This window comes from Nocardia vinacea NBRC 16497 (assembly GCF_000308835.1).
Classification (GTDB): Bacteria; Actinomycetota; Actinomycetes; order Mycobacteriales; family Mycobacteriaceae; genus Nocardia; species Nocardia vinacea.
This window is the reverse complement of sequence record NZ_BAGN01000215.1, coordinates 30,225-54,124: the sequence shown is the minus strand read 5'-3', so window position 1 is coordinate 54,124 and position 23,900 is coordinate 30,225. Positions and strand designations below refer to the sequence as shown.

General features: G+C 65.7%; 23 protein-coding genes and 2 pseudogenes. 15 read left to right on the top strand and 10 right to left on the bottom strand.

The window, feature by feature from the left end:
- Positions 1–52: 52 nt before the first annotated feature.
- The 3 genes from ON44_RS29825 to rpoB all read left to right on the top strand — a co-directional run bounded on the left by ON44_RS29825 (position 53) and on the right by rpoB (position 5,412).
- A complete protein-coding gene (locus tag ON44_RS29825) occupies positions 53–760 on the top strand; it encodes an Rv1363c family protein (RefSeq protein WP_157187353.1) in 708 nt (235 codons plus the stop codon).
- Positions 761–771: 11 nt separating this feature from the next.
- Positions 772–1,482, top strand: coding sequence for a hypothetical protein (locus ON44_RS29820; RefSeq protein WP_040695994.1), 711 nt, complete (start codon positions 772–774; stop codon positions 1,480–1,482).
- 420 nt (positions 1,483–1,902) lie between these two features.
- On the top strand, positions 1,903–5,412 hold the full coding sequence (gene rpoB, locus ON44_RS29815; protein WP_040695992.1) for a DNA-directed RNA polymerase subunit beta: 3,510 nt from the start codon (positions 1,903–1,905) through the stop codon (positions 5,410–5,412).
- Here rpoB and ON44_RS29810 read toward each other — a convergent pair.
- Positions 5,401–6,321, bottom strand: a complete 921-nt coding sequence (locus tag ON44_RS29810; RefSeq protein WP_040695989.1) for an LLM class F420-dependent oxidoreductase — start codon at positions 6,319–6,321, stop codon at positions 5,401–5,403. The two genes, rpoB and ON44_RS29810, sit on opposite strands and share 12 nt — an antisense overlap.
- Positions 6,322–6,621: 300 nt before the next feature.
- Between ON44_RS29810 and ON44_RS29800 the strand changes: the two genes are divergently transcribed.
- Positions 6,622–7,152 (top strand): gluconokinase, encoded by a 531-nt coding sequence (locus ON44_RS29800; protein WP_245567390.1) that lies wholly within the window; start codon positions 6,622–6,624, stop codon positions 7,150–7,152.
- Between the two features lies 1 nt (position 7,153).
- Here ON44_RS29800 and ON44_RS51390 read toward each other — a convergent pair whose 3' ends face one another.
- A complete protein-coding gene (locus ON44_RS51390) occupies positions 7,154–7,375 on the bottom strand; it encodes a hypothetical protein (protein ID WP_169338111.1) in 222 nt (73 codons plus the stop codon).
- Positions 7,376–7,469: 94 nt separating this feature from the next.
- Here ON44_RS51390 and ON44_RS52870 point away from each other — a divergent pair.
- Positions 7,470–8,063, top strand: a pseudogene (locus ON44_RS52870) (phosphatase PAP2 family protein); the annotation flags it as partial.
- A gap of 17 nt (positions 8,064–8,080) precedes the next feature.
- Here ON44_RS52870 and ON44_RS29785 read toward each other — a convergent pair.
- Both ON44_RS29785 and ON44_RS29780 read right to left on the bottom strand, forming a co-directional pair.
- Positions 8,081–8,881 (bottom strand): M50 family metallopeptidase, encoded by an 801-nt coding sequence (locus tag ON44_RS29785; protein WP_040695980.1) that lies wholly within the window; start codon positions 8,879–8,881, stop codon positions 8,081–8,083.
- A gap of 51 nt (positions 8,882–8,932) precedes the next feature.
- Complete coding sequence (locus tag ON44_RS29780) at positions 8,933–10,117, bottom strand: Gfo/Idh/MocA family oxidoreductase (protein ID WP_245567389.1); 1,185 nt, start codon at positions 10,115–10,117, stop codon at positions 8,933–8,935.
- A 220-nt stretch (positions 10,118–10,337) separates the two neighbouring features.
- Between ON44_RS29780 and ON44_RS52865 the strand changes: the two genes are divergently transcribed.
- Positions 10,338–10,724 (top strand): alpha/beta fold hydrolase, encoded by a 387-nt coding sequence (locus ON44_RS52865; protein WP_051182583.1) that lies wholly within the window; start codon positions 10,338–10,340, stop codon positions 10,722–10,724.
- Positions 10,725–10,768: 44 nt separating this feature from the next.
- Here ON44_RS52865 and ON44_RS52860 read toward each other — a convergent pair.
- Positions 10,769–11,119 (bottom strand): annotated as a pseudogene (locus ON44_RS52860) (molybdopterin-dependent oxidoreductase); the annotation flags it as partial.
- Positions 11,120–11,246: 127 nt separating this feature from the next.
- Here ON44_RS52860 and ON44_RS29765 point away from each other — a divergent pair.
- On the top strand, positions 11,247–12,188 hold the full coding sequence (locus ON44_RS29765) for a tellurite resistance/C4-dicarboxylate transporter family protein (RefSeq protein WP_245567388.1): 942 nt from the start codon (positions 11,247–11,249) through the stop codon (positions 12,186–12,188).
- Between the two features lie 6 nt (positions 12,189–12,194).
- Here ON44_RS29765 and ON44_RS29760 read toward each other — a convergent pair whose 3' ends face one another.
- Entirely contained in the window at positions 12,195–12,911 is a 717-nt protein-coding gene (locus tag ON44_RS29760) for a class I SAM-dependent methyltransferase (RefSeq protein WP_051182582.1), read from the bottom strand.
- A 222-nt stretch (positions 12,912–13,133) separates the two neighbouring features.
- On the opposite strand from ON44_RS29760, the gene ON44_RS29755 reads away from it, so the two are divergent.
- Positions 13,134–13,655 (top strand): SRPBCC family protein, encoded by a 522-nt coding sequence (locus tag ON44_RS29755; RefSeq protein WP_245567387.1) that lies wholly within the window; start codon positions 13,134–13,136, stop codon positions 13,653–13,655.
- A 189-nt stretch (positions 13,656–13,844) separates the two neighbouring features.
- Positions 13,845–14,480, top strand: coding sequence for a LysE family translocator (locus ON44_RS29750; protein ID WP_040695972.1), 636 nt, complete (start codon positions 13,845–13,847; stop codon positions 14,478–14,480).
- Between the two features lie 3 nt (positions 14,481–14,483).
- Here the strand turns inward: ON44_RS29750 and ON44_RS29745 are convergent, their stop codons facing one another.
- From ON44_RS29745 to ON44_RS29735, 3 genes are all read right to left on the bottom strand, one after another.
- Positions 14,484–15,023, bottom strand: coding sequence for a hypothetical protein (locus ON44_RS29745; protein ID WP_245567386.1), 540 nt, complete (start codon positions 15,021–15,023; stop codon positions 14,484–14,486).
- A 126-nt stretch (positions 15,024–15,149) separates the two neighbouring features.
- A complete protein-coding gene (locus ON44_RS29740; protein WP_040695970.1) occupies positions 15,150–15,824 on the bottom strand; it encodes a response regulator in 675 nt (224 codons plus the stop codon).
- Positions 15,806–17,506: a sensor histidine kinase gene (locus tag ON44_RS29735; RefSeq protein WP_051182593.1), complete on the bottom strand. Its 1,701-nt coding sequence runs from the start codon at positions 17,504–17,506 to the stop codon at positions 15,806–15,808. The genes ON44_RS29740 and ON44_RS29735 overlap by 19 nt, the downstream gene beginning before the upstream one ends.
- Before the next feature lie 146 nt (positions 17,507–17,652).
- Here ON44_RS29735 and ON44_RS29730 point away from each other — a divergent pair, with 146 nt between their 5' ends.
- Genes ON44_RS29730 through ON44_RS29720 form a run of 3 tightly spaced genes read left to right on the top strand, consistent with a single transcriptional unit; the run spans position 17,653 to position 20,391 of the window.
- Complete coding sequence (locus ON44_RS29730; protein ID WP_040695968.1) at positions 17,653–18,459, top strand: ABC transporter ATP-binding protein; 807 nt, start codon at positions 17,653–17,655, stop codon at positions 18,457–18,459.
- Complete coding sequence (locus ON44_RS29725) at positions 18,449–19,336, top strand: ABC transporter permease (RefSeq protein WP_083898216.1); 888 nt, start codon at positions 18,449–18,451, stop codon at positions 19,334–19,336. Before ON44_RS29730 ends, ON44_RS29725 begins: the two co-directional genes overlap by 11 nt.
- Positions 19,297–20,391, top strand: a complete 1,095-nt coding sequence (locus ON44_RS29720; RefSeq protein WP_245567385.1) for an ABC transporter substrate-binding protein — start codon at positions 19,297–19,299, stop codon at positions 20,389–20,391. The genes ON44_RS29725 and ON44_RS29720 overlap by 40 nt, the downstream gene beginning before the upstream one ends.
- Positions 20,392–20,451: 60 nt before the next feature.
- Here ON44_RS29720 and ON44_RS29715 read toward each other — a convergent pair whose 3' ends face one another.
- Positions 20,452–21,216: a siderophore-interacting protein gene (locus tag ON44_RS29715; protein WP_040696045.1), complete on the bottom strand. Its 765-nt coding sequence runs from the start codon at positions 21,214–21,216 to the stop codon at positions 20,452–20,454.
- Positions 21,217–21,327: 111 nt separating this feature from the next.
- On the opposite strand from ON44_RS29715, the gene ON44_RS29710 reads away from it, so the two are divergent.
- The 3 genes from ON44_RS29710 to ON44_RS50590 all read left to right on the top strand — a co-directional run bounded on the left by ON44_RS29710 (position 21,328) and on the right by ON44_RS50590 (position 23,823).
- Positions 21,328–22,155 (top strand): NADPH-dependent oxidoreductase, encoded by an 828-nt coding sequence (locus ON44_RS29710; protein ID WP_083898218.1) that lies wholly within the window; start codon positions 21,328–21,330, stop codon positions 22,153–22,155.
- 97 nt (positions 22,156–22,252) lie between these two features.
- Complete coding sequence (locus ON44_RS29705; RefSeq protein WP_040695962.1) at positions 22,253–23,683, top strand: amino acid permease; 1,431 nt, start codon at positions 22,253–22,255, stop codon at positions 23,681–23,683.
- Between the two features lie 23 nt (positions 23,684–23,706).
- A complete protein-coding gene (locus ON44_RS50590) occupies positions 23,707–23,823 on the top strand; it encodes an NAD(P)-binding protein (RefSeq protein WP_157187351.1) in 117 nt (38 codons plus the stop codon).
- Positions 23,824–23,900 lie beyond the last annotated feature (77 nt).

The following is a 23,900-nucleotide window of genomic DNA, read 5'->3' as shown; positions in this document are numbered from 1 at the left end:
ACACTGCGCCCATGATGGGCACGACCGTGCCGAGCGCTGGCGAGGTACGGTCGTGAGCATCGACATGTCCAAGGAAACGCCGGCGGTGACCGGCTCCGATTCCACGGAAGCTGATGCCGCAGCGCATGACGCGACGGCATCGGATTCCGTGCGCCCGGCGGTCGCGTCGGCGGACGCACCCCGCGGACGACTCGCGGTCACCATGGTCGCGGCCGCCGCGCTGGTCGTCGCGTTGATCGCCGCGGTCTGGTTCGGCACCGGCTGGGTGCGCGCGGCCTTCTTCACCGACGGTCCGCGCGTCGAGGCGCGCGATACCGCGCTCGCCGATGCCAGGCAGGCCGCGATCAACCTGATGTCGCTGGATCCCAATGATGTCGACGGTTCGATCAAGCTGATCCAGTCGTCGATGACCGGATCGCTGCTCGACGATGCCACCAAGACCCAGGAGCAGTTCCGCGAGCAGGCCACGCAGGCCAAGACCAGGCTGGAGTCCAAGGTCATCGGCTCCTCACTGACCGCGCTGAACTCCGAGCGCGACCACGCCTCCGCGCTCATCGTGCTGCAGACCACCAGGACTGTCCCGGATGTCGCGCCGTACTCCTACCGTCAGACCTGGGCCCTTGATCTGGTCAAGCAGGGTGAGGTCTGGAAGGCCGAGAAGGCGAGTCCGTTGAGCCAGCCCATCCCCCTGAATCAGCCGACTGCCGCACAGCCCGGTGCCACGCCGTCCGCGGGTGCGACGCCCAAGCCCGGATCGTAGGAGGACCCGTCATGGCATCTCGTCGACCAGTCAATCGGGTCACTCCCCGCAACCGTCCCACTGTCGGCCGCACGGCGGCGAATACCGGGTCGGTCACCGCGCGCCGCAGCAACCGCGCGGCCGACGAAGCGACCACGAAGCGCCGGACGAAGGTCGCCGGTAGCGCGGAACCGGTCCGTCCGGCTCCGCAGCCCGCCGAGCCGTCGCGGCCGTGGTCGCAGCGGTTGCGTCCGGGCGCGGGGTGGGGTGTGGTCGCGGCCCTTCTCCTCGTTGCTGTGCTGCTCGGCGCCTTCGCCGCGGTCGCGGCGTTCCGTCCCGGCATCGACGATTCCAACGAGGCCTATGTGGACAGCAAGGCCACCGAAGAGGTGACCGCGGCCGCTTCGCACGCGTTGAAGACCATCTACGCCTATGACGTGAACAAGCTCGACGGCTACAAGGATGCGGTACACGGTGTCGTCACCGGGCAGATGCTCGCCGATTTCGACAAGTACGCCGATACCAATCTCGCCGCCCTGAAACAGGCGCAGACCAGCGCCGATGCCCTCCCCGACCCGATCGGAGTGACCTTGCTCACCCCGGATAGGGCCGAGTTGCTGGTGAACTTTGTGGTCAGCGCGAACAAGAACGGCGTCGCGCAGCAGAGCGCCTCCGGCCCGATCGTGCTGAAAATGCAGAAGGTGGACGGCAAGTGGCTGGCTGCGGCCATCGTCGACCAGTGATTTCGGCGGCATAAGCCCAGCGGGGCAGGGGATCTGGCTGATCACCGGGTCGGGCCCGCCACTTGACGAGTTTCGCCGGACACGTCACGCTATTCACAACAGCGGCAGCTGTCACAGTGGCTTCTCGCGCCCCGTGGCTCCCGACGCAGCCAGCGATTCGGACCCGGAATGCGGCCATAACGGTCACGGCGCGCCGCCACGCGGAGGCTTGTTCGGGTGGTACTTTGACACCACCTTGCGTATGGGTGTACGGTTGGACGTTGCGCTGGCTGCCTCCTGTCCATACCTCGATTTGCACACGTAAGTTCCACCTTCCGGTGTTACTTCCGTTGTTGCCTGTTCGGGTTTCGTTCGGGTTGTATCCAGCGGAATTCGTAGCAGACAAGCGACGGTCGCGGACCACCACGCGACGCGCGTGAGGTGCTGGAAGGACGCATCTTGGCAGTCTCCACCCAGACCAAGGCAGTTGCCGGAATCCCCGGAGCCCCGTTGCGGGTGTCTTTCGCGAAGATCCGTGAACCCTTGGAGGTGCCCGGACTTCTCGATCTACAGACCGACTCATTTGCATGGTTGATCGGCTCGCCCTCGTGGCGTGAGAAAGCCGCGGCTCGCGGCGACGGCGGACTAACGGGCGGTCTGGAGGAGGTGCTCGAGGAGCTCTCGCCGATCGAGGACTTCTCCGGCTCCATGTCCCTTTCTTTCTCGGATCCTCGTTTCGAGGAGGTCAAGGCCTCCATCGACGAGTGCAAAGACAAGGACATGACCTACGCGGCGCCGTTGTTCGTGACCGCCGAGTTCATCAACAACAACACCGGTGAGATCAAGAGCCAGACGGTCTTCATGGGTGATTTCCCGATGATGACCGATAAGGGCACGTTCATCATCAACGGCACCGAGCGCGTCGTCGTATCGCAGCTGGTGCGTTCGCCGGGTGTGTACTTCGATCACAGCGTCGACAAGACCACGGAGAAGGACCTGCACAGTGTGCGGGTGATTCCGTCGCGTGGCGCTTGGCTGGAGTTCGATATCGATAAGCGCGACACCGTTGGCGTGCGTATCGACCGTAAGCGCCGTCAGCCGGTCACCGTGCTGCTCAAGGCGCTGGGTTGGACGAACGAGGAGATCGTCGAGCGTTTCGGCTTCTCCGAGATCATGATGTCGACCCTGGAGAAGGACAACACCGCCGGTCAGGACGAGGCGCTGCTGGACATCTACCGCAAGCTGCGTCCGGGCGAGCCGCCGACGAAGGAGTCCGCGCAGACCCTGCTGGAGAACCTGTTCTTCAAGGAGAAGCGCTACGACCTGGCGCGCGTCGGTCGCTACAAGATCAACAAGAAGCTCGGCATCCACCTCGGCGAGCCGATCACCGCATCGGTGCTCACCAAGGAAGACATCGTCACCACGATCGAGTACCTGGTGCGTCTGCACGCCGGTGATCGGGCGATGACCGCGCCGGGCGGCGAAGAGGTGCCGGTCGAGGTCGACGACATCGACCACTTCGGCAACCGTCGCCTGCGCACCGTCGGCGAGCTGATCCAGAACCAGATCCGGGTCGGCCTTTCCCGCATGGAGCGCGTGGTCCGCGAGCGGATGACCACTCAGGACGTCGAGGCCATCACGCCGCAGACCCTGATCAACATCCGTCCCGTCGTGGCCGCGATCAAGGAGTTCTTCGGAACCTCGCAGCTGTCGCAGTTCATGGATCAGAACAACCCGCTGTCGGGTCTGACCCACAAGCGTCGCCTCTCGGCGCTGGGCCCGGGTGGTCTGTCCCGTGAGCGCGCGGGTCTGGAAGTCCGCGACGTGCACACCTCGCACTACGGCCGCATGTGCCCGATCGAGACCCCGGAAGGCCCGAACATCGGCCTGATCGGTTCGCTGTCGGTGTACGCGCGGGTCAACCCGTTCGGCTTCATCGAGACGCCGTACCGCAAGGTGGTCGATGGCGTGGTCACCGATGAGGTCAAGTACCTCACCGCCGACGAAGAGGACCGCCACGTACGTGCGCAGGCCAACTCGCCGGTCGACGCCGACGGCCGCTTCATCGATGAGCGTGTGCTCTGCCGCCGGGGCAACGACGAGAACGAACTCGTTCCCGCCTCCGACGTCGACTACATGGATGTCTCGCCGCGTCAGATGGTTTCGGTCGCGACCGCGATGATTCCGTTCCTCGAGCACGACGACGCCAACCGTGCCCTCATGGGTGCGAACATGCAGCGCCAGGCCGTGCCGCTGATCCGTTCCGAATCCCCGATCGTGGGTACCGGTATGGAGCTGCGCGCCGCGGTCGACGCCGGTGACGTCGTGGTGAACGAGAAGTCCGGTGTGGTGGAAGAGGTTTCGGCCGATTACGTCACCGTGATGGCCGACGACGGCACCCGCAAGAGCTACCGGATGCGCAAGTTCGCCCGCTCGAACCAGGGCACCTGCGCGAACCAGCGGCCGATCGTGGACGAGGGTCAGCGCGTCGAGTCCGGTCAGGTGCTCGCCGATGGTCCCTGCACCGAGAACGGTGAGATGGCGCTCGGCAAGAACCTGCTCGTGGCGATCATGCCGTGGGAGGGCCACAACTACGAGGACGCGATCATCCTGTCGCAGCGCCTCGTCGAAGAGGACGTGCTCACCTCGATCCACATCGAGGAGCACGAAATCGACGCCCGCGACACCAAGCTCGGTGCCGAGGAGATCACCCGGGACATCCCGAACGTCTCCGACGAGGTCCTCGCGGACCTGGACGAGCGCGGCATCGTGCGCATCGGCGCCGAGGTTCGCGACGGCGACATCCTGGTCGGCAAGGTCACCCCGAAGGGTGAGACCGAGCTGACCCCGGAGGAGCGGCTGCTGCGCGCGATCTTCGGTGAGAAGGCGCGCGAAGTGCGCGATACCTCGCTGAAGGTGCCGCACGGTGAGTCCGGCAAGGTCATCGGCATCCGCGTGTTCTCGCGTGAGGACGACGACGATCTGCCTCCGGGCGTCAACGAGCTGGTCCGGGTGTACGTGGCGCAGAAGCGCAAGATCCAGGACGGCGACAAGCTGGCCGGTCGCCACGGCAACAAGGGTGTCATCGGCAAGATCCTCCCCACCGAGGACATGCCGTTCATGCCCGATGGCACCCCGGTGGACATCATCCTGAACACCCACGGTGTGCCGCGTCGTATGAACATCGGCCAGATCTTGGAGACCCACCTCGGGTGGATCGGCAAGGCGGGCTGGGATGTCGGCGCCGGTGCGGACGGTGGTTCTCGTCCGGACTGGGCCAAGGCACTGCCGGAGGAGATGCTGGCGGCCCCGGCCGAGTCCAACATCGCCACCCCGGTGTTCGACGGCGCTCGTGAAGAGGAGCTGACCGGTCTGCTCGCCTCGACCCTGCCGAACCGCGACGGTGAGCGCATGGTCGACGACAACGGCAAGGCGACGCTGTTCGACGGACGTTCCGGTGAGCCCTTCCCGTACCCGGTGGCCGTCGGCTACATGTACATCCTGAAGCTGCACCACCTGGTCGACGACAAGATCCACGCCCGTTCGACCGGTCCGTACTCGATGATCACCCAGCAGCCGCTCGGTGGTAAGGCGCAGTTCGGTGGTCAGCGCTTCGGTGAGATGGAGTGCTGGGCCATGCAGGCCTACGGCGCCGCTTACACGCTGCAAGAGCTGCTCACCATCAAGTCCGACGATATCGCCGGCCGGGTCAAGGTGTACGAGGCGATCGTCAAGGGCGAGAACATTCCGGAGCCGGGCATTCCGGAGTCGTTCAAGGTGCTCCTGAAGGAGCTCCAGTCGCTGTGCCTCAACGTCGAGGTGCTGTCCTCCGACGGCGCCGCCATCGAAATGGGCGGCGCCGACGAGGACGATATCGATCGGACGGCGGCGAATCTGGGAATCAACCTGTCCCGCAACGAATCCGCCACCGTGGACGATCTACAGCTGTGACATCACCTGGGCCGCAATGAGTTCCAGGTGCGACAGATCATCGAGGTCGAGGATCTGGAGATAGAGACGGGACGCGCCGATCTCGGCGTAGCGGGCGATCTTGTCGACGACTTCGGCGGGGGAGCCCGCGAGCCCGTTGGTCTTCAGTTCCCCGACTTCGCGGCCGATGGCGGCGGCCCGGCGTGCCACCTCGGCATCTGAGGCGCCGACGCAGGCCACCAGGGCATTGGAGTAGATCAGATCGTCCGGGCGGCGGCCGCGAGCCTCGGCGGCGGCGCGTACGCGGTCGAACTGACGGACGCTGTCCTCGAGCGAGGCGAAGGGCATATTGAATTCGGTCGCGTAGGTGGCGGCAAGGCGCGGAGTGCGCGCCGCACCGTGTCCGCCGATGAGCAACGGCACCGGGTCCTGCACCGGCTTCGGCAGCGCGGGGGAGTCCGTGATCTGGTAGTGCGCACCGTCGAAGGTGAACTTATCGCCGACCTTCGTCGCCCACAGGCCGGTGATGATGGCCAGTTGCTCCTCGAACCTGGTGAACTTGTCCTGCGGGAACGGGATGCCGTAGGCAGCGTGCTCCTCGGCGAACCAGCCGCTGCCGAGCCCGAACTCGACCCGACCGCCGGACATTTGATCGACCTGGGCGACCTGGATGGCCAGCGGTCCGGGCAGTCGGAAGGTTGCGGCCGTCACCAGGGTGCCGAGCCGGATCCGCTTGGTCTCCCTGGCCAGCCCGGCCAGGGTGAGCCAGGCGTCGGTCGGTCCGGGTAGGCCATCGCTGCCGCCCATGGCCAGGTAATGGTCGGAGCGGAAGAACGCATCGAATCCAAGATCCTCGGTTGCTTTGGCTACGGTGAGCAGCGTGTCGTAGCTCGCTCCCTGCTGCGGTTCGGTGAAGATGCGTAGTTCCATGCCGACCATGGTGCCCGAAATCGATCTTGTTGGTCGGGTCCGGGCCCCCGCTTATCATTGGCCCGTGGTTGGCGCGTTCGAATCGGAATCCGATCTACGCAACTTCGCCGAGATCGGTGTTCGCCCAACGTCTGGTGAGCCTGTTCGAGGCCGCGGGCAATCCGAAACTCCGGCAGGTGGCCGCCGCGGCCGAGGCGCGCAGGGCTGGCACGACAAGGTTGCCAAGACTTTCGTCCTCGCGGCGTTGTAGCGCGGGCGACCGATAGGGTCGCGGGTGCCCGGCGAACAAGTGGAGGTCACATGGCGGCAGCATCTTCGATGAAGGGTCCGCCCGATCGGCCCGTTGTCGTCGTGATGGGCGTCTCCGGATGCGGAAAATCCACGGTCGGTGCCCTGCTTGCCGCGACATTGCAGGTCGAGTATGCCGAGGGTGACGATTTCCATCCGGCGTCGAATATCGAGAAGATGGCGGCCGGTGTGCCGCTGACGGATGCGGATCGCCTGCCATGGCTCGATATCGTCGCGGCATGGCTGGGGGAGCGGCGCGAGCGCGGCGGGGTGGTCAGCTGCTCGGCGCTGAAGCGCGACTACCGTGATCGGCTGCGCGCGGCCGCACCCGAGACGTTTTTCGTTCATCTGTCCGCATCGCGCGCGGAACTGGCCCGCCGAATGGAGACCCGCCGCGGCCATTTCATGCCCGCGACCTTGCTGGACTCACAGCTCGCCGCGTTGCAGCCATTGGCCACGGATGAATTCGGCATCACCGTGGACGCGACCGAGGACCCCGCCGAGCTGGTCCGCGAGGCGGTAGCCGCCTGGGAGTCGAGCTGACTCAGGTGTCTGTGCGGCGCCGTGCGACCCGGGTCGCGAGCCAGGCCACACCGAGAATGAGCAGTGGGGCGAGCAGCAGCAGCGGTACCGTCGCCGCGCCCGCGAGCGGATGCAGCCAGCCCGCGACGGTATCGCATATCGCGTCGATCAGGCCGCGAGCCAACTCTGCCACTGGCGAGTGCTCGTCCGGTCCGGTGCTGGCGTGGTCCGGCCATCGATTCACGGCCAACACCCTACGACATCGGATCGGTATCTCCGGTACATCCTCGGCCGGACACTCAGCAACCTCACAGCTGCGAATCTGGCATCGTGGAGATATGACAAATCGCCCGCTACCGGTGTGGAGCATCGCGGTACTGACCGCGGCGGTCTTCGCCATCACCGGCAGCGTGCTCGGGCGCTACGGCATTACCGCGATCGATGAGCCGGGGACCGATTGGGTGGTTCAGCGCCGTGCCGGGCTGGTCACGCCGGTCGCGATGGGTGTCAGCGATCTGGGCGGCACGCCGGCGATGACCGCGGTGGCGGTGGTCCTCTGTCTCACGCTGGCCTGGCGTCGGCAGTGGCCGGAGGTGGTGCTGGTCGCTGTCGCTGCCGTAGGCGCGGGCGTACTCGTCCGGGTCGGCAAACATATCGTCGGGCGTACTCGCCCGCCCGAGGCGGATCATCTGGTCACGGTGACCAATCAGGCATATCCATCCGGACACAGTCTCGGATCGATCGTGGTGATCGGAGTCCTCGCCGCGGTGCTGCTTTCGCGAGTGCACCGTCCGGCAGCCCGCCGCATCGTCGTGACGGTCGCGGCCGTCTTCGTTGTGGCCGTTGGTCTTTCCCGCTGGTATCTGGGCGTGCACTGGCCGACCGATGTGCTCGGCGGCTGGTGTATCGGCGCGCTGTGGCTCGCGCTGTGTCTGGCGGCGTACCGGGCCTATCTGGTCGGCAGGGCCGGTGTGGTGCACTCTCCGCCGGAGACATTGGGAATGCAGACACCCGCGGCCTCGGACAGCAGCAACGCCCCGCCGACCAGCGCGGCCACCGCGATCGCGCCGAAGACGAAGACCCACAGCAGCGCGGGGATGTGAGTGAGCCGGGCGAGCTGATCGGCGTCGGAGTCCGCGCCCTGCGGCATATTCCAGCGGCGGACCCGTCCGCGCTGCAATTCGATCACCGGCCGGGTGCCCGCGAGCAGTAGGAACCACGCTCCGAGATATGCGAAACCGGCCTGGACCGTATCGGTTCCGAACCAGGACACCGCGAAGACGATAGCGCCCAAGCCGAATACCGTCAGCAGTCCGTAGACGTTGCGGACCTTGATCAGGACGGCGGCGAGCAAAGCGATCGCGGTCCAGAGCATGAGGGTGATCCGGTTGGCGCCGAGCAGTGCGGCGAAGCCGAGACCGAGCAGCGGTGGCGAGGGATAGCCCGCCATCGCGGTCAGAATCATGCCGAGGCCGTAGGGTTTTCCGCTCGATACGGTCAGGCCGGAGGTGTCGGAGTGCAGTGTGATGCTGTTGAGCCTGCGGCCGGTGAGCAGCGCGGTGAGGGCGTGGCCGCCCTCGTGCGCGATGGTGACCACATTGCGGGTGATCCGCCACAGCGGGCTGTATCCGACCAGAATCAGGGCCGCGACTGCTGTTGCGATCACCAACCACCATGGTGGCGCGGCCTGGGTTGTGGTGAGCCGGTCCGCGATGGAGGCGCCGCGCTCGACGAATTCCGCTGTTTGCACCGCCGCACCTTATCCGGCCGCGGCGAGCTTCGCTGAGTCGTCGTGAGCCGGTCAGGTGGTGACGAGCTCGCCGAGATCCGCCGATCTGCGGGCGGCCTCGAGCAATCGCAAGCTGGTGACGGCGTCGCGTGGGTCGACCGGAACGGGTGCGCCGTCGAGGAGTGCGGCGGCCATGGCCTCGTAGAACGCGGGGTAGTCGCCCGCGATCGTGGGGACGGGTTCGACGGCGGGTTCCGCGCCCACCGTGCCCCACCGCTCGGGTTCGATTGTGCCCCATGGGCCGTCACCGGGGCGACGGCCCGACCGCAGCGCCTCTTCTTGTGGATCCAATCCGTAAGTGACATAACCGGCTTCGGAACCGAGCACCCGAAAACGTGGTCCCAGCCGCGGAGTTACCGCGCTCATCCAGAGATGTGATCGCACACCCGAGATGTGGGTGAGTGCGACGAAGGCGTCGTCATCGGTCTGGATATTCGGCCGGCGCCGGTCCAGCTCGCCGTACACCGAGCGCACCGGGCCGAACAGCGTCACCGCCTGATCGATCAGATGACTACCGAGGTCGAACAGCAGTCCGGCGCCGTCGTCGGCGGAACCGACCTCGCGCCAGCCGCCCTTCGGCACCGGACGCCACCGCTCGAACCGGGATTCGAAACGGCGCACTTCGCCGAGCCGCCCATCCGCGATCAGCTGCCGCACCGTCAGGAAATCGCCATCCCAGCGCCGGTTCTGGAATACCGATAGCGCCAGACCGGCTCGCTCGGCCCGCGTGATCAGATCCTCACCCTCGGTCACGTTCACCGCGAACGGCTTGTCGACGACCACCGGCAGCCCGGCGTCCAGCGCTTGCCGAGCCAGCGGCGCATGCGTTCGATTCGGCGTCGCGATAACCACGAGATCAATTCCCGCGATATCGGCGAACAGGTCGTCGGCGCTCGCCAGCACCCGCACCCCGGGATGCTCGCGCCGCGCCTGCTCCGCCCGCTCGGATGACCCCGTAACCACCGCCGCCACCCGCATCCTCGGCTGCGCGGCGATCAGCGGCGCATGGAACACCGACCCGGCCAATCCGTACCCGACTATGGCGACCTGCAGGCTCATCGCTCCGACGCTACCGGACTGGAAGACCGCGCCCTCCGCACCCGCAGGCCAGACCTCGATGATGCTCGAATCCTGCGCATCGAAGTCGGCCCCGAAGCCCGTGCCCGCCCGCCGCGCCATCCGCATCGTCGTGGACACCGACGAACAAATCTTCGGCCCCGACAGTGATGTCCTCCGCGACCGCCTCAAATCAATTGCGGCACAACGCCTCGGCTATTGACACGCCGATCGTCGATGTTATCGACCGCCATCGAGCGGTCGTCGCCGATCTCCGCCGGGTAGCGTTGAGTGAAGACGACACCAGAAGACATGGTCCGTAGGAATGGCCTGCGCTACAGGGGGATCCCGAGTCAGGTCCGTGGTAGGTGTCGCCGGGCACGGATTGCACAAGGATCGCACGTGGTCCCAGGCGTACGAGTCCTTGCGGCATCTGGAAGCCGATATCGAGATCGATTGGGAGCCAGGCGTTCACGCCGCGCTGAGCGCGTCGTTCGTGCAGTGGGTTCACGAACCCGACGTGCTGCACCGATTGGCCGACTCCGCTGTCGCCATGACATTCATCGCCCCACAGCACGACATCCGCCCGTCCTGGCCACTGCGGCAACTCGCCGCCTTGATCCCGCAGGGCAGGTTCGAGGAAATACCCGGAGTCGCCCACAACCTGTGGTCGACCGATCCGCAGGTGTGGGTCGACCTGGTTACCAGAGCATGTACGACACCGAGCACATCGGCGATGGCACCGTAGTTCGGTATTGCTCCAACGCGTGGTGCCGCTGGAAGCGATTGACCAGGCGGCGAGCCGTACCAGTCGTAGAACGAAGGAATCGGCGCGCCATAAAGCGGGTACCCGCCGCATGCGACACCATCGACATCGCCGCAATCGGGGAGAAGCCCGCGATCCGGTCCGGGCCATACGTTGATGGTTTGCACATGAGCGGCGGCGGTGATTTCGACGACCTCATCCCAATTCGCCCGCACCAGACCGCATTTGCCCCCGGATTGCTGGTATTCCTGACGCAGTATTGGACCGGCCTGGATTTCGACCCATGCGGTGACCGGATCACCGGTGCGATACTTGGCTTCTCGATACATTCGCGGGAGCACGTCGCGGATATAGGGATAGCGGAATCGGGTCGGCGAACCTCGGACGGTGTGCACGACTATCCGGCTCCATCCAAACCCAATTGCGCCGCATTCCCCAGCCGCCTCGCCAAAATTTGCTATCGAGTTGCTTGACCAAGATCGCATTTCGAGATGTGATATCGGGGTGGCACAGCGATGGTGGCAGGACCTACCGCCGGTGGCGGGGGCGTTCGTCATGGCGACCGGAATCGTGTCGGTGGGGTTGCATCTCACCGGATTCGAGGTCGTCTCGTGGCTGATATTCGCACTTGCGGCGGGGGTCTGGCTGCTGCTCGCGATAGACTTCGGCACCCGACTGCTGTGGCATCGTTCGCAATGGGAGGCCGAGGCCGATACCCCGCCCGCATTGACCGGGGTCGCGGCGACAACGGTGCTCGGGACACGGTTATCACTGTCGGGCTGGCAGATTGCGGCTTGCGCATTATTGGTGCTGGCCGCGGCGATCTGGCCCGGACTATTGCTCGCGGTACTGCGGCATTGGAATCGGCGAATGCCGGGCGGGGCATTCCTGGTTTGTGTTTCTACTCAGGGCCTCGCGGTGCTGGCGGGGACACTGGCCCTGGCCGATGTCGGTGATTGGCTCGGCTGGGTGGCGTTGGCGTTGTTCTGTGTCGGCGTGCTGCTTTATCTCGCGGCCTTCGCTCATTTCGATATTCGGCAGGTGTGGATCGGTGCGGGCGATCAATGGGTCGCCACCGGTGCGCTGGCGATTTCGACGCTGGCGGCCGCCGAACTCGTTGGCGCACACCAGTGGACCGGCGCCGCGCATCTGCTGCTCGAGGTGGTCGCGCTGATCGTCCTCGGCCTCAACCTGTTCGGCTACACGATCCTCATGGTCGCCGAGGTGATCCGCCCGCGACCCGAGTACGACATCCGGCGCTGGGCCACGGTTTTCCCGCTCGGCATGACCGCGGTCGCGACGCTGGCCACCAGTACGGCCACCGACCTGCCCGCACTGCGCACGCTCGGCGACCTGCTGCTCCTTGTTGCGGTGGGCGCGTGGGCGCTCACCTTCGCCGTATTGCTCGCGGACCGAACGGCATTCGAATCCGGTCGGTCCGCGTGATCGACATCAGATTCGCTGGGCCTCCAGCACCCATATCGGCAGCAGGAGCGCTCCGGTCTCATCGATTTCGAGCTCGACGCCCCGCTCGGCCAACATATCGCGCACCGGTGGCGGCGGCATGATCGTCACCATCCGGTCGATGCGCAGCGTATAAAGCGACCAATCCGGAGCCGCGAAGGCGGCGCGCAACTCTTCCTCGCCGATCTGAAACGGCGCATACGCTTCGCTGTGTCCCTTATCGGCAAAACAGAATTGGATCAGCCGACCACCCGGGCGCATAACTCGATGCAGTGCGGCGACATGATCACGGCGCTGCTCCGCGGCGAGGCAATGGAACAGCGCACTGCTGACCACCGTGTCGAACCGATCGTCGTAGCCGTCGAGTTCGGTGGCATCGGCAACCGTGAAGGCCACCGCTACGCCGCGCGCGACTGCGCGGGTGCGCGCCTCCTCGATCGCGGTGGGCGCGGCATCCAATCCGGACACCTGATAGCCCAGACTCGCTAGATAGATGGCGTTATCGCCCGGCCCGCAGCCGATATCGAGCACCTGCCCGGTGATGCGTCCCGCATGTTCGAATTCGACCAATACCGGCTGCGGTCTACCGATATCCCACGGCAACCGCCCCATCGGTATGCCCTCGACGACCGTTTTGTCCCGATAGGCCTGTTCGAAATCAATTTCCGCCGGGTCGAACTGCGATACCGCATCACTTTCACTCATGACTCGCCCCTTGCTTCGATAGATGAACTGCAGGGATCTCGACAAAGGTAATCCTAGCCGAAAGCGGAGGCGAAATCTCCGTTTAGCTGCCGCGTCATCTCCGGCTCACCCATTTGGTGGCATGGGTGCGGGTTCCGCCCACAGACCGATGAGTTCCGCCTCGCCGCGTCGTCTGCATGTTGGGAAGTCCTTCTTCCGCGCCTGCGGGAGGCATGAGATGAGATGACAAGGAGGGTGCAGACCGTGGACCAGGAGAACGTGAGCGCCACCCTGACGGTCGCCGTGCCCGCCGCGCGGGTGTTCGCGGTGCTGTCAAACCCGACGACCCATTCCGCGATCGATGGCACCGGCTGGGTTCGGGAACCTGTCGACCGGGCGCCGCTGACCGAGGTGGGGCAGATTTTCCGGATGGACATGTATCACGCCAACCATCCGGACGGTGACTACCAGGTGGTCAACAAGGTCCAGGTCCTCGACCCGCCGCACGCCATCGGCTGGCTGACGGGGCAGGAGAAGGGCGACGGTCAGCTGGAGTTCGGCGGTTGGATCTGGCGTTACGACCTGGTTCCGCTCGGTCCGTCCGAGACCGAGGTCACGCTCACCTACGACTGGTCGGCGGTGCCGCAGCACATCCGGGAGTACATCCAGTTCCCGCCGTTCGGTCCGGAGCATCTCACCAACTCGCTGCACCATCTGGCCAAACTTGCCGAACCGATGTCCCCGGCCTGGATGCCCGGCGGTTAGACGCCTGGTGCCGCAGAAGGCTCGAGCCAATCGCCCGCGTAATTAGACCGATCGTTCTCGAATGAGAGTGCAGCAAAGCGTCACTCGGTCATAGCGGTCTCGACGATGTCGATCAGGGTGGTGAGGTTCGATGTCTGCCAAGTACGCGCAGCCGTACGGACTCAGTGTCGAAGCGGTAGGCTCCGGCGAATGGTGCCCGCCTCTCACTTGGCCGCTTTCGCCGTCGCCGCACTGATCATCATCGTAATTCCCGGCCCGAATGTGCTTTTCGCGATCGGACGGGCCTTGGCACACGGTCGGCGCACGGCATTGCTTTCGGTGTTGGGGGCGACGGTGGGGTCCGCGGTTCCGCTGATTGCCGTTGCACTGGGGTTGGGTGTGGTGCTCGCGGCGTCGGCCGTGCTGCTCACGATCGTCAAGGTGGTGGGTGCGGCTTATCTGATCTACCTGGGCGTCATGGCGATTCGGGAGCGGAAGAGTCTCGCGGGTGCGCTGAGTTCGCATGCGCTGGAAGCGAATCCGCGACGCATGTTCCGGCAAGGTGTGATCGTCGGCGCGACGAATCCGAAAACCATCGTGTTCTTCGCCGCCGTCTTACCGCAGTTCGCCGACCCGGCTACGGGCGCATTGCCCTTGCAGTTGCTGACGCTCGGGTCGGTCGGGCTCGGCATCCAAATACTCTCCGACGGAACGTGGGCCATGATCGCGGGTGCCGCGCGATCGTGGTTCGTCCGTTCACCGCGCCGCCTCGAATCCGTCGGCGCCACCGGCGGATTGATGATCATCGGCGTTGGCGCGAGCGTCGCGCTGAGCGGTACCAACTGAGGATTACACGTGGTTGGTGGTATTCCAGAACCCGATCCAGAGCGCACCCCACCAGCATGCCTGGGAGATGAGCAGGGTTAGCGCGCCGCGGGCGATCAGTGGTCGATCGAGGATGCCGCCATGGGCCGCGACTCGGTCGGTGAAGGCGGATGCTTGTAGACCGTTCAGCGTCAGGGCGACGACCAGCGCCATTTTGGTCTGGGTGGTGTGGTTGGCGATATTCGGTTCGAGGAGTACGCCGCTGGCGACCAGACCGGTGACGCCCAGCCAGATGGGCAGTTGGAGGCGGTCGGCGACGGTCAGCATTTCGCGCAGGGGCGTGCGGCGCAGGACCCAGGCCACGGCGAAATAGTCCACCGCCAGCACCGCGCCGAAGCCGAGGACCAGCGATGCCAGGTGGATGAGCAGCGCCGCATGGTGTAGTGCTGGCGTGCAGTGCAATTGGGTCGACAGCCAGATCGCCGTCGCGAGCGCGGCGCAGGTGGCAACCGTCCGGATTGCGAAACCGCGCCGGGTATGTACCCCGCCCACCAGCGCCGTCATCGGCGCCGCTCCAAGTCGCGGCCCTGCATTGTCGATCCTCACTCGCACATAACTCACCCGACCCGGTTAAGGTTAGGCACGCCTAATGCTAGTGTCTCCGATTTCGGTCGAGATCAACAGGGGTATTCAGCGGCGGCGCGGTACTGCGGTGTACTCCTGTTCGGGGCGGCCGGTGGTGCCGTAGCGCAGCCGCATCTGGACCGTGCCCGCGGCGACCAGGGTGGCGAGATAGCGCTGGGCGGTGGCGCGGGAGATGCCGATGGCGGTGGCCACCTCGGCGGCGGAAAGCGGTGCGGTGGCCTCGAGAATGGTGTGCAGGACGAGGTCTTTGGTGGGGGAGGCGATGACGGTGGTCGCGGTGGGCGTCGAGGTCGGGCGCAGCGCTTGGAGCGCGGCTTCGATGCTCGCGTTATCGATTTGGGGTGCGGCGAGGGTGCGGCGGTAGCGGGCGTATCCGGCGAGGCGGGCCGCGAGCATGGTGTGCGGGAATGGTTTCACCAAGTAAGCGAGCGCGCCCGCGGCGAATGCGGATCGCACGGTGGTGCTTTCGGTGGCAGCGGTCAATACCATGGCGTCGCAGTGCAATTCGCGCACGAGGTCGATGCCCGAACCATCCGGCAGGTACACATCGACCAGCGCCAGGTCGATTGCGTTGGTGGCGTTGAGTTCTCGCGCGGCGGCCAGGGTGTTCGCGGTGCCGGCGACGGTGAAACCCGCGATGGATTCGACGATTCCGGCGTGCAGATTGGCCACGCGGAAGTCGTCGTCCACCACCAGCACGGTCAGATCTGTTGCGGCCATGGCATCTCGCTGTCTACCAGTACTCCGGGGATTCGGGCGATGAATTCGGCGCCGGTGAGCGGCGGCGCACCACGGCGCGCACTGGCGAGCCGGACATCGCCGCCGTGCGCGCGGGCGATCTGGCGGATCAGCGCGAGGCCGACGCCTCGCCCGCCCGGCACACCGTGATCGTCGCGGGTGGAGGTGCCCTCGGTGAACAGGGTGTCGATCATTTCGGGTGCGACACCGTCACCGCTGTCCGCGACCGCGATGTGCAGCGTCGAATCCTCCTGCACCAGTTCGACTTCCACCTGTTTGGTGGGATCGGCGGCGATGCGCGCCGCCTCGATCGCGTTGTCGAGCAGATTGCCGAGCACGGTCGTGACATCGACGGGTTCGGCGAGAGTGCCGTCCACCCAGGTATTAGGACCGAGTACGAGTTCGACGCCACTCTCGCGCGAATGCGCCGCCTTGGCTGCGAGGAAGGCCTGCAGATACGCGTCGTGGATCGCGTCGATGCCGGGCGTCGCCGCACCGAGCGGGCCGGCACCGATCAGCTCATCGATGACATGTGACGCCTCCTCCGTGCGCCCGCCGTGCAGCAGTCCGCTGAGCAGGTGCATCTTGTTGGAGAACTCGTGGCGCTGGGCGCGCAGCACGGTGCTCATCGATTGCACCGCGTCGAGTTGGCGGGTCAATGCCTCCACATCGGTGCGATCGCGCACGGTGAGTACGGCACCGAGATTGCGCCCATCGCGGGTGACCGGCCGGGCCGCGACCACCACGATATGCGAGCCGATGGTGGCCGGCGTCGGCTGCTCGTCGAGCGCACGGAAAACCTCCAGCACCCGTGGCGTCAAACCGATCTCGTCGACCGGACTGCCGATCTCGGCGCTGATACCGAGTAGCCGTCGCGCCTCGTCATTGACAAACGTTGTGTGCCAAGCGGAATCGACGGCCAGCACACCGCGGCCGATGCCGTGCAGCACCGCCGCCTGACCTTGGACGAGTTCGGCAAGTTCGGCGGGTTCGAGTCCGAGCGTCAACCCGCGCCATCGCCGCGCCAGCAATGCCGAACCCGCGATGCCGATCAGTAGTGCGGCGGCGATGAACAGCGCCGCGGTGCGCAGATCGGAGAGCAACTGCCCGCGAATCGCGGTGGTCGAGATACCGACGCTCACCGCACCGACAATGCGATCCGAACCAGCTTCCACCACAGGAACTTTCGCACGCACAGATGGTCCGAGCGTGCCGCGCTCCTTGACGATCACCTCCCGGCCCGCCAGCGCCTCCGATGGATCCGTGCTCACATGTTCGGTCAGTCGCGCCTCGTCCGGATGTGCCAACCGGATTCCGGCATCGTCGGTGATCACCACGAACAGTGCGCCGGTGCGCTGCGTCGTATCGATGGCTATCTGTTCCAGCGGTCCCGCGGTGAGCTGTTCCCGAAGCTCGGGCGTCACCGTGCCGGGTGCGTACCGGGCGACCTCCGTGCGCACCACCGGTTCGGCCGCGATGCTGCGTGCGATTGCCAGCGCACGCTGCCCGTACTGATCGTTGAGCCGTTGGCTGCTGACGTAGCCGAATACCGCGAAGGCGGCGCCGAGGGTTACCGAGACGATCACGATCTGCAGCAGCAGCACCTGGGTGCGCAACCGGAAGTGTCCGGTCCCGCGCCGTCGTGCTCCGCCGTCGTTGGCCATTTCCGCAGCATAAACCACGCGGACGGGCGTGAGCAGAATGCGCACAACCTTCGAATCGGTCGTTTGCGCCGGTTGTGCGCACAAGCCTCGAAGTGTGACCCGGCCCACGTAGGTTCGCTCTACCTGATCCGCTAGGAGCAAGAAAAATGACCGAACCACTCATCGAGCTGCGGAGCGCGACGAAGCGCTTCCCCGGCACCGGCGGCGGAATCCATACCGCCGTCCGCAATCTCGATCTCGCGGTGCAACCCGGCGAATTCGTCGCCGTGGTCGGCCCGACGGGTTGCGGAAAGTCGACGACGCTGTCGTTGGTGTCCGGGCTGGAACCGGCCTCGGCCGGGCGGACGCTGGTGCGCGGCAAGGATGTCCACGGCATCCCGGACGGCATCGGCTACATGTTCCAGCAGGACGCGGTGCTGCCGTGGAAGAGCGTGATCGATAACGTCGCCCTCGGCCCGCGCCTGCGCGGCAAGTCCAAGGCCGAAGCGCGCGAACAGGCCCGCGGCTGGGTGCGCAAGGTCGGTCTCGCCGGATTCGAGAGCTACTACCCGCATCAGCTCTCCGGCGGTATGCGCAAGCGCGTCGCACTCGCGCAGACATTGGTCAACGATCCCGAGATCCTGCTGATGGACGAGCCGTTCAGCGCGCTGGACGTGCAGACCAGACAGCTGATGCAGGACGAACTGCTGCGCGTGTGGGCGGGTACCGGCGCGGCCGTCATCTTCGTGACCCACGATCTGGAAGAGGCCATCGTGCTCGCCGACCGGGTCGTCGTCATGACCGCCAGCCCGGCCACGGTGTGCGGCAACTTCCCGGTCTCGCTGGAACGTCCGCGCGACGTCGAGGAGGTCCGGCTCACCAACGAATTCCGGGACATCTACAAGGAAATTTGGGAAACGCTGCGCGATCAGGTCGAGGCAGCCCGAGGCAAGGGAGCCTCCCGTGTCGCATAACGTGCTCGACGATGTGGCGAAGTCCGCGCCCGAGGTCGAAATCGAAACCGAGGAGCAGATTCTCGCGCGCGTGCGGACCAACCTCCGGCGCAACCGGCTGCGCACCTGGGGCCTGCGGATCGCACTGATCGCGGTGTGGCTGGGCGCCTGGGAGCTCACCGCCACGCTGTGGATCGACCCGTTCTTCTATTCCAAGCCCTCGCTGATCTGGGACCGCCTGGTCGAATGGTTCACCGAAGGAACGCAATTCGGCTCGATCTGGTTGCAGATGTACACCACCGTGCAGGAAGCGGTGCTCGGCTTCGTCATCGGTGCGGTGGCCGGTGTCGTACTCGGCACGCTGCTCGGCCGCAGCCGGTACTGGGCCGAGGTGCTCGCGCCGTTCATCAAGGCGCTCAACGCCGTTCCACGTATCGTGCTGGCGTCGCTGTTCATCATCTGGTTCGGTCTCGGGCTCAGCTCGAAGGTCGCGACGGTCGTGGTGCTGGTGTTCTTCGCCGTATTCTTCAACGCCTTCACCGGTGCGCGTGAGGTCGACGGCAACGTCATCAACAACGCCCGCATCCTCGGTGCGAGCAAGCGTCAGGTACTGAGCTCGATCGTGTTGCCCAGCGCGACCACCTGGATCTTGTCCAGCCTGCACACCGCCTTCGGTTTCGCGCTGATCGGTGCGGTCGTCGGTGAATACGCCGGTGCGAGTAAGGGTTTGGGTCTGCTGATCAGCAACGCCCAGGGCACCTTCGATTCGGCCGGTATCTACGCGGGCATGATCATCATCACCGTCATCGCGCTGCTGGCCGAATGGGCGATCGGTGCGGCGGAGGGCCGATTGCTGAAATGGCGTCCGTCGCAGGCGACTTCGAACCACGGGATCTGATCATGCGGTACGTCAAACATCTGACGATCATTGTCGGGGTCATCGCGGCGCTGCTGCTGGCGACCGGTTGCCGGGACTCTCGAACCATTCCGATGGCAAACGGTCGACCCCAGATCACCATTATGGTCGGCGGTTTGGAAAAGGTGATCTACCTGCCTGCCATGCTCACCGAGAAGCTCGGCTTTTTCGAGAAGAACGATATCGACGTCAAACTGCTCGGCGAGCAGTCCGGCGCGAGTGCCGAAACCGCGCTGCTGACCGGCGATGTGCAGGCCGTGGTGGGCTTCTACGACCACACCATCGACTTGCAGGCCAAGGAGCAGTGCCTGACCTCGGTGGTCCAATTCGCCGATGTGCCGGGCGAAGTGGAGCTCGTCTCCAAGGCGGATGCGGCCGGAATCAAGTCGCTGGCGGATCTGCGCGGCAAGAACCTCGGTGTGACCTCGCTCGGCTCCTCGACCGACTTCCTCACCCAGGCACTCACCGGACAGGTCGGTATGACCACCGCCGACTACACGCGCGTGAAAGTCGGTGCGGGACAGACCTTTATCGCGGGTATGAACCACAACGGCATCGATGCGGGCATGACCACCGACCCGACGGTCGCCACCATGGTGAACTCCGGTGATGCGAAGATCCTGGTGGATATGCGCACCGAGGAAGGTACCCGCGCCGCATTGGGCGGGCTGTATCCGGCATCGTCGCTCTACATGCGCTGCGATACCGTCGACGCGCATCCGGATATCGTGCAGAAGATCGCGACCGCCTTCGTGCAGACGCTGCAGTGGATCAAGACGCACACCGCCGAGGAGATCGCCGCCAAGATGCCCTCGCAATACGCGAGCGCGGGCCGGGATCTCTATGTCCAGTCCATCCGCGACTCGATCGGCATGTTCAACGGCACCGGCCTGATGAAATCCGAAGGCGCCGAGAATGTGCTGAACGTACTCGGCAAATACTCGAAGAACGTTGCGCCCATGCGGGACCGCATCGATCTGTCGAAGACCTACACGACCCAGTTCGTGCAGGAGGCGCTGCGCGCGAATCAGCAGTAGCGACACCACGGAATCCCATGGCGACCGGCGAACATCCGGGCGCCATGGGATTTCGGCCGTTCACCTGGTCGGCGCATCCTCGGTGTCCTGGGCCTTGAATTCGGCCTTCCATTCGCGGAAGCCCTCCTCGGTGCGGCCGCGCCGCCAATAGCCGGAGATCGAGTTCGCCCATTCGGCGGAGACGCCACGGTCGCGGCGGACGTAGCGGCGCAGGTCCTGCATGACGGCGCGGGCCTCGCCGTGGATGAAGACCTGCACCTGGCCCTCGCGCCAGGTCGCCGCGCGCACGGCTTCGGCCAGCACATCGCCCGGCTCGCGTGAGCCGCGATGCAGCCAGGTCAGTTCGATGCCGGTGGGCTTGTCCAGTTTCAGTTCGTCATCGGGTCCGGCGACCTCGATGAAGGCCTGCCCGACCGCATCGGCGGACATACCCTCCAACGCGGCCGCGATCGCGGGCAGCGCTGCCTCATCGCCCGCCAGTAGATGCCAGTCGGCATCGGTACGCGGGGCGTAGGCTCCGCCCGGTCCGAAGCAGTCGATGGTGTCGCCCGGCCGCACCGAAGCGGCCCACGGACCGGCAATGCCCTCGTCACCGTGGTAGACGAAGTCCACGGCCAGCTCGCCGGCCTCCGGATCGACCGAACGCACGGTGTAGGTGCGCAGCACGTCGATCCCGTCGCGCGGGTAAATGAACTTCACATACGAGTCGGTGAACTCGCTCGGCCGAAACGCGGCGAATCCGGATCCGCCGAAATACACCCGGATCAGATGCGGGGTCAGCCGCTCGGTGCGCTGCACCGTCAGGGTGGTGCGGGGTCGTGCCAAGGTAACCTCCACTAATTGCTAATTAGGCTTGCCTTACCAACCGTACCTGGTTCGGTTCATGCTGAGGGTTACCGCAGACGGGCGCGCCGTAGATGTCACAGGATGATCGGCATGACGCAGACCGTGCCGAGCCCCGCCCACGCCGTCCAGCAGCGCTATCGGGATCCCGATCCGACCGAGCCCACCGAGTGGAATCCGGTGCTGCAGGTGCTGCACGAGCATCGCTCGGTGCGCCGCTACCTCGCCGATCCGGTCTCCGATGACACCCTGCGGTTGCTCATCTCGGCGGCCCAGTCCGCGCCGACCTCCTCCAATCTGCAGGTGTGGAGCGTCATAGCGGTCCGCGATCCGGCGCGCAAGGCCCGCCTGGCCGCGCTGGCCGGCGGGCAGGCACATATCGAACAGGCACCGGTGCTGCTGGTGTTCACCGCCGATTTCGCCCGGCTGCGCCAACTGGCCGAGGACCACGAAGCGCCACTGGCCGGTGCCGACTACCTCGAATCGAGCTATGTCGGTTTCATCGATGCCGCCCTGGCCGCGCAGAACGCGGTCGTCGCCGCGGAATCCCTCGGCCTCGGCACCGTCTACATCGGTGCGATCAGCAACAACCCGGAACAGGTTGCGGCGGAACTGAAACTGCCCGAACAGGTCTTCGCGGTCTTCGGACTCGTTGTCGGACATCCGGATCCGAGTGAGGACGCCCGCGTCAAACCGCGCCTCCCGCAACCGGCCGTCCTCCACCACGAAACCTACGACCTCCCCACCCAACGCACCCACGTCGCGGCCTACGAAGACCGGATCGCCGAGTTCTACGCCGAACAGCGACTCTCGCACTCCTGGACCGAGCGCGTCCTGGCCCGCCTGGCCTCCGCCGCCAGCCTCAACGGCCGCCACCGGCTGCGCGAGTCCCTGGCGAATCACGGCTTCCGCCTGCACTGATCCCGGTGTGGTTCGGGTCGCCCGGCGCTCCGGCGGTGCGGCCGGTAGCGTGACGGGCTGATCGCTCTCGAGCTCCATGGGAAGGACCGCACGATCCATGACAGCCTCCGACCGTCAGCTACAAGCTGATTCGGCGCCCGCCGACCCGGCCGTATCCGGTGAAGAGGGGTACTCCCGGGGGCTGAGCCCGCGGACCATTCAGATGATCGCGATCGGTGGTGCGATCGGCACGGGTCTTTTCTATGGTGCGGGCGGTGCGATCGAGCAGGCGGGGCCGGGGCTGATCCTGGCCTATCTCGCGGCGGGTCTGGCGATCTTCGTGATCATGCGGGCGCTGGGGGAGTTGCTGACCTACCGGCCCATCTCGGGCAGTTTCGCCGAGTACGCGCACGAATTCCTCGGGCGCTTCGCGGGATTCGTCACCGGGTGGTCGTACTGGGCGGTGTGGGTGGCCACTTGTATGGCCGAGATCACTGTCGCCGGGAAGTATGTGCAGTACTGGTTCGATATCGCGCCGTGGCTGACCGCGCTGGTGGTGTTGGCGGTCATGTTCTGCGCCAACCTGATCTCGGTGCGGCTGTTCGGTGAGGGCGAGTTCTGGTTCTCCGCCATCAAGGTCACCGCGATCGTCGCGATGATCCTCATCGGCATCGGCGTGCTGACGATCGGCTTCGGCCATGCCGCCGACCCCACGGTCACCAATCTGTGGGCCGATGGCGGTGTGTTCCCGAACGGTTTCGGACAGTCGCTGCTGGTGCTGCAGATCGTATTGTTCGCCTACGTCGGCGTCGAACTGGTCGGTGTGACCGCGGGCGAGGCACGGGATCCGCGTACGACGCTGCGCAAGGCGATCAACACCCTGCCGTTCCGCATCGGCCTGTTCTATGTGGGCGCACTCGTGGTGATCATGTCGGTGGCGAGCTGGCGCAACTTCCACGCGGGTAAGAGCCCGTTTGTCGAGGTGTTCCAGCAGATCGGCATTCCAGGTGCCGCGGGCATCATCAATTTCGTGCTGCTCACCGCGGCGCTGTCGTCGTGCAATTCCGGCATCTACTCCACCGGCCGCATGCTGCGCACCCTGTCGCTGCACGGGGAAGCGCCCGCGGGGCTGAACAAGCTCAGTTCGCGCGCGGTGCCGTATGTCGGCATCACTGCTTCGGCGGCCGCGATGGTCATCGGGGTGATCGTCAATGTGATCTCGCCGGACAAGGCATTCAACTACATCACCTCGGTCAGCACCATCGGCATCATCTTCGTCTGGGGCGTAATCTTGGTGTGTCACTTGATCTATCGCGCCAAGGTCGGCCGTGGTGAACTGCCCGCCAGCGATTACCGCCTGCCCGGTGCGCCGATCACCACCTGGCTGGCGCTGGCCTTCCTCAGTTTGGTTGTCGTCCTGTTGTTCTGGACCGACAGCGGGCGCACCGCGATTGTCGTCGGAGCGGTCTGGGGTGTGCTGGTCTGCGGCGGCTACCTGGCGATGACCAAGCTCGGCAAGGGCGGCGCGGTAACCGAACCGGTGGCGTAGGCGACGGCGGCCCGAGGAGGCGCATGGTCACGATCATCGGCGGTGGTATCGCGGGCACTGTGCTCGCCGGAGCCCTTGCGCGCGAGGGACTTCCGGCCACCGTGCACGAGCGGCGGCCCTGGCACGCGGTGGTCAGTTGATCGTGATCGCCGGAATCCGGGCGGAGGGGGAGGAGGTCAGCGGACCGCCGTGGCCACTGACCCGGTCGGAGATCAAT

Excerpts from the sequence above, each read along its gene's own strand:
- ON44_RS29820 (WP_040695994.1), top strand. The coding sequence starts at position 772 with ATGGCATCTCGTCGACCAGTCAATCGGGTCACTCCCCGCAACCGTCCC.
- ON44_RS29810 (WP_040695989.1), bottom strand. The coding sequence starts at position 6,321 with ATGGAACTACGCATCTTCACCGAACCGCAGCAGGGAGCGAGCTACGAC.
- ON44_RS29800 (WP_245567390.1), top strand. The coding sequence starts at position 6,622 with ATGGCGGCAGCATCTTCGATGAAGGGTCCGCCCGATCGGCCCGTTGTC.
- ON44_RS29760 (WP_051182582.1), bottom strand. The coding sequence starts at position 12,911 with ATGAGTGAAAGTGATGCGGTATCGCAGTTCGACCCGGCGGAAATTGAT.
- ON44_RS29755 (WP_245567387.1), top strand. The coding sequence starts at position 13,134 with ATGACAAGGAGGGTGCAGACCGTGGACCAGGAGAACGTGAGCGCCACC.
- ON44_RS29750 (WP_040695972.1), top strand. The coding sequence starts at position 13,845 with ATGGTGCCCGCCTCTCACTTGGCCGCTTTCGCCGTCGCCGCACTGATC.
- ON44_RS29745 (WP_245567386.1), bottom strand. The coding sequence starts at position 15,023 with ATGACGGCGCTGGTGGGCGGGGTACATACCCGGCGCGGTTTCGCAATC.
- ON44_RS29740 (WP_040695970.1), bottom strand. The coding sequence starts at position 15,824 with ATGGCCGCAACAGATCTGACCGTGCTGGTGGTGGACGACGACTTCCGC.
- ON44_RS29735 (WP_051182593.1), bottom strand. The coding sequence starts at position 17,506 with ATGGCCAACGACGGCGGAGCACGACGGCGCGGGACCGGACACTTCCGG.
- ON44_RS29730 (WP_040695968.1), top strand. The coding sequence starts at position 17,653 with ATGACCGAACCACTCATCGAGCTGCGGAGCGCGACGAAGCGCTTCCCC.
- ON44_RS29720 (WP_245567385.1), top strand. The coding sequence starts at position 19,297 with ATGGCGTCCGTCGCAGGCGACTTCGAACCACGGGATCTGATCATGCGG.
- ON44_RS29710 (WP_083898218.1), top strand. The coding sequence starts at position 21,328 with ATGACGCAGACCGTGCCGAGCCCCGCCCACGCCGTCCAGCAGCGCTAT.
- ON44_RS29705 (WP_040695962.1), top strand. The coding sequence starts at position 22,253 with ATGACAGCCTCCGACCGTCAGCTACAAGCTGATTCGGCGCCCGCCGAC.
- ON44_RS50590 (WP_157187351.1), top strand. The coding sequence starts at position 23,707 with ATGGTCACGATCATCGGCGGTGGTATCGCGGGCACTGTGCTCGCCGGA.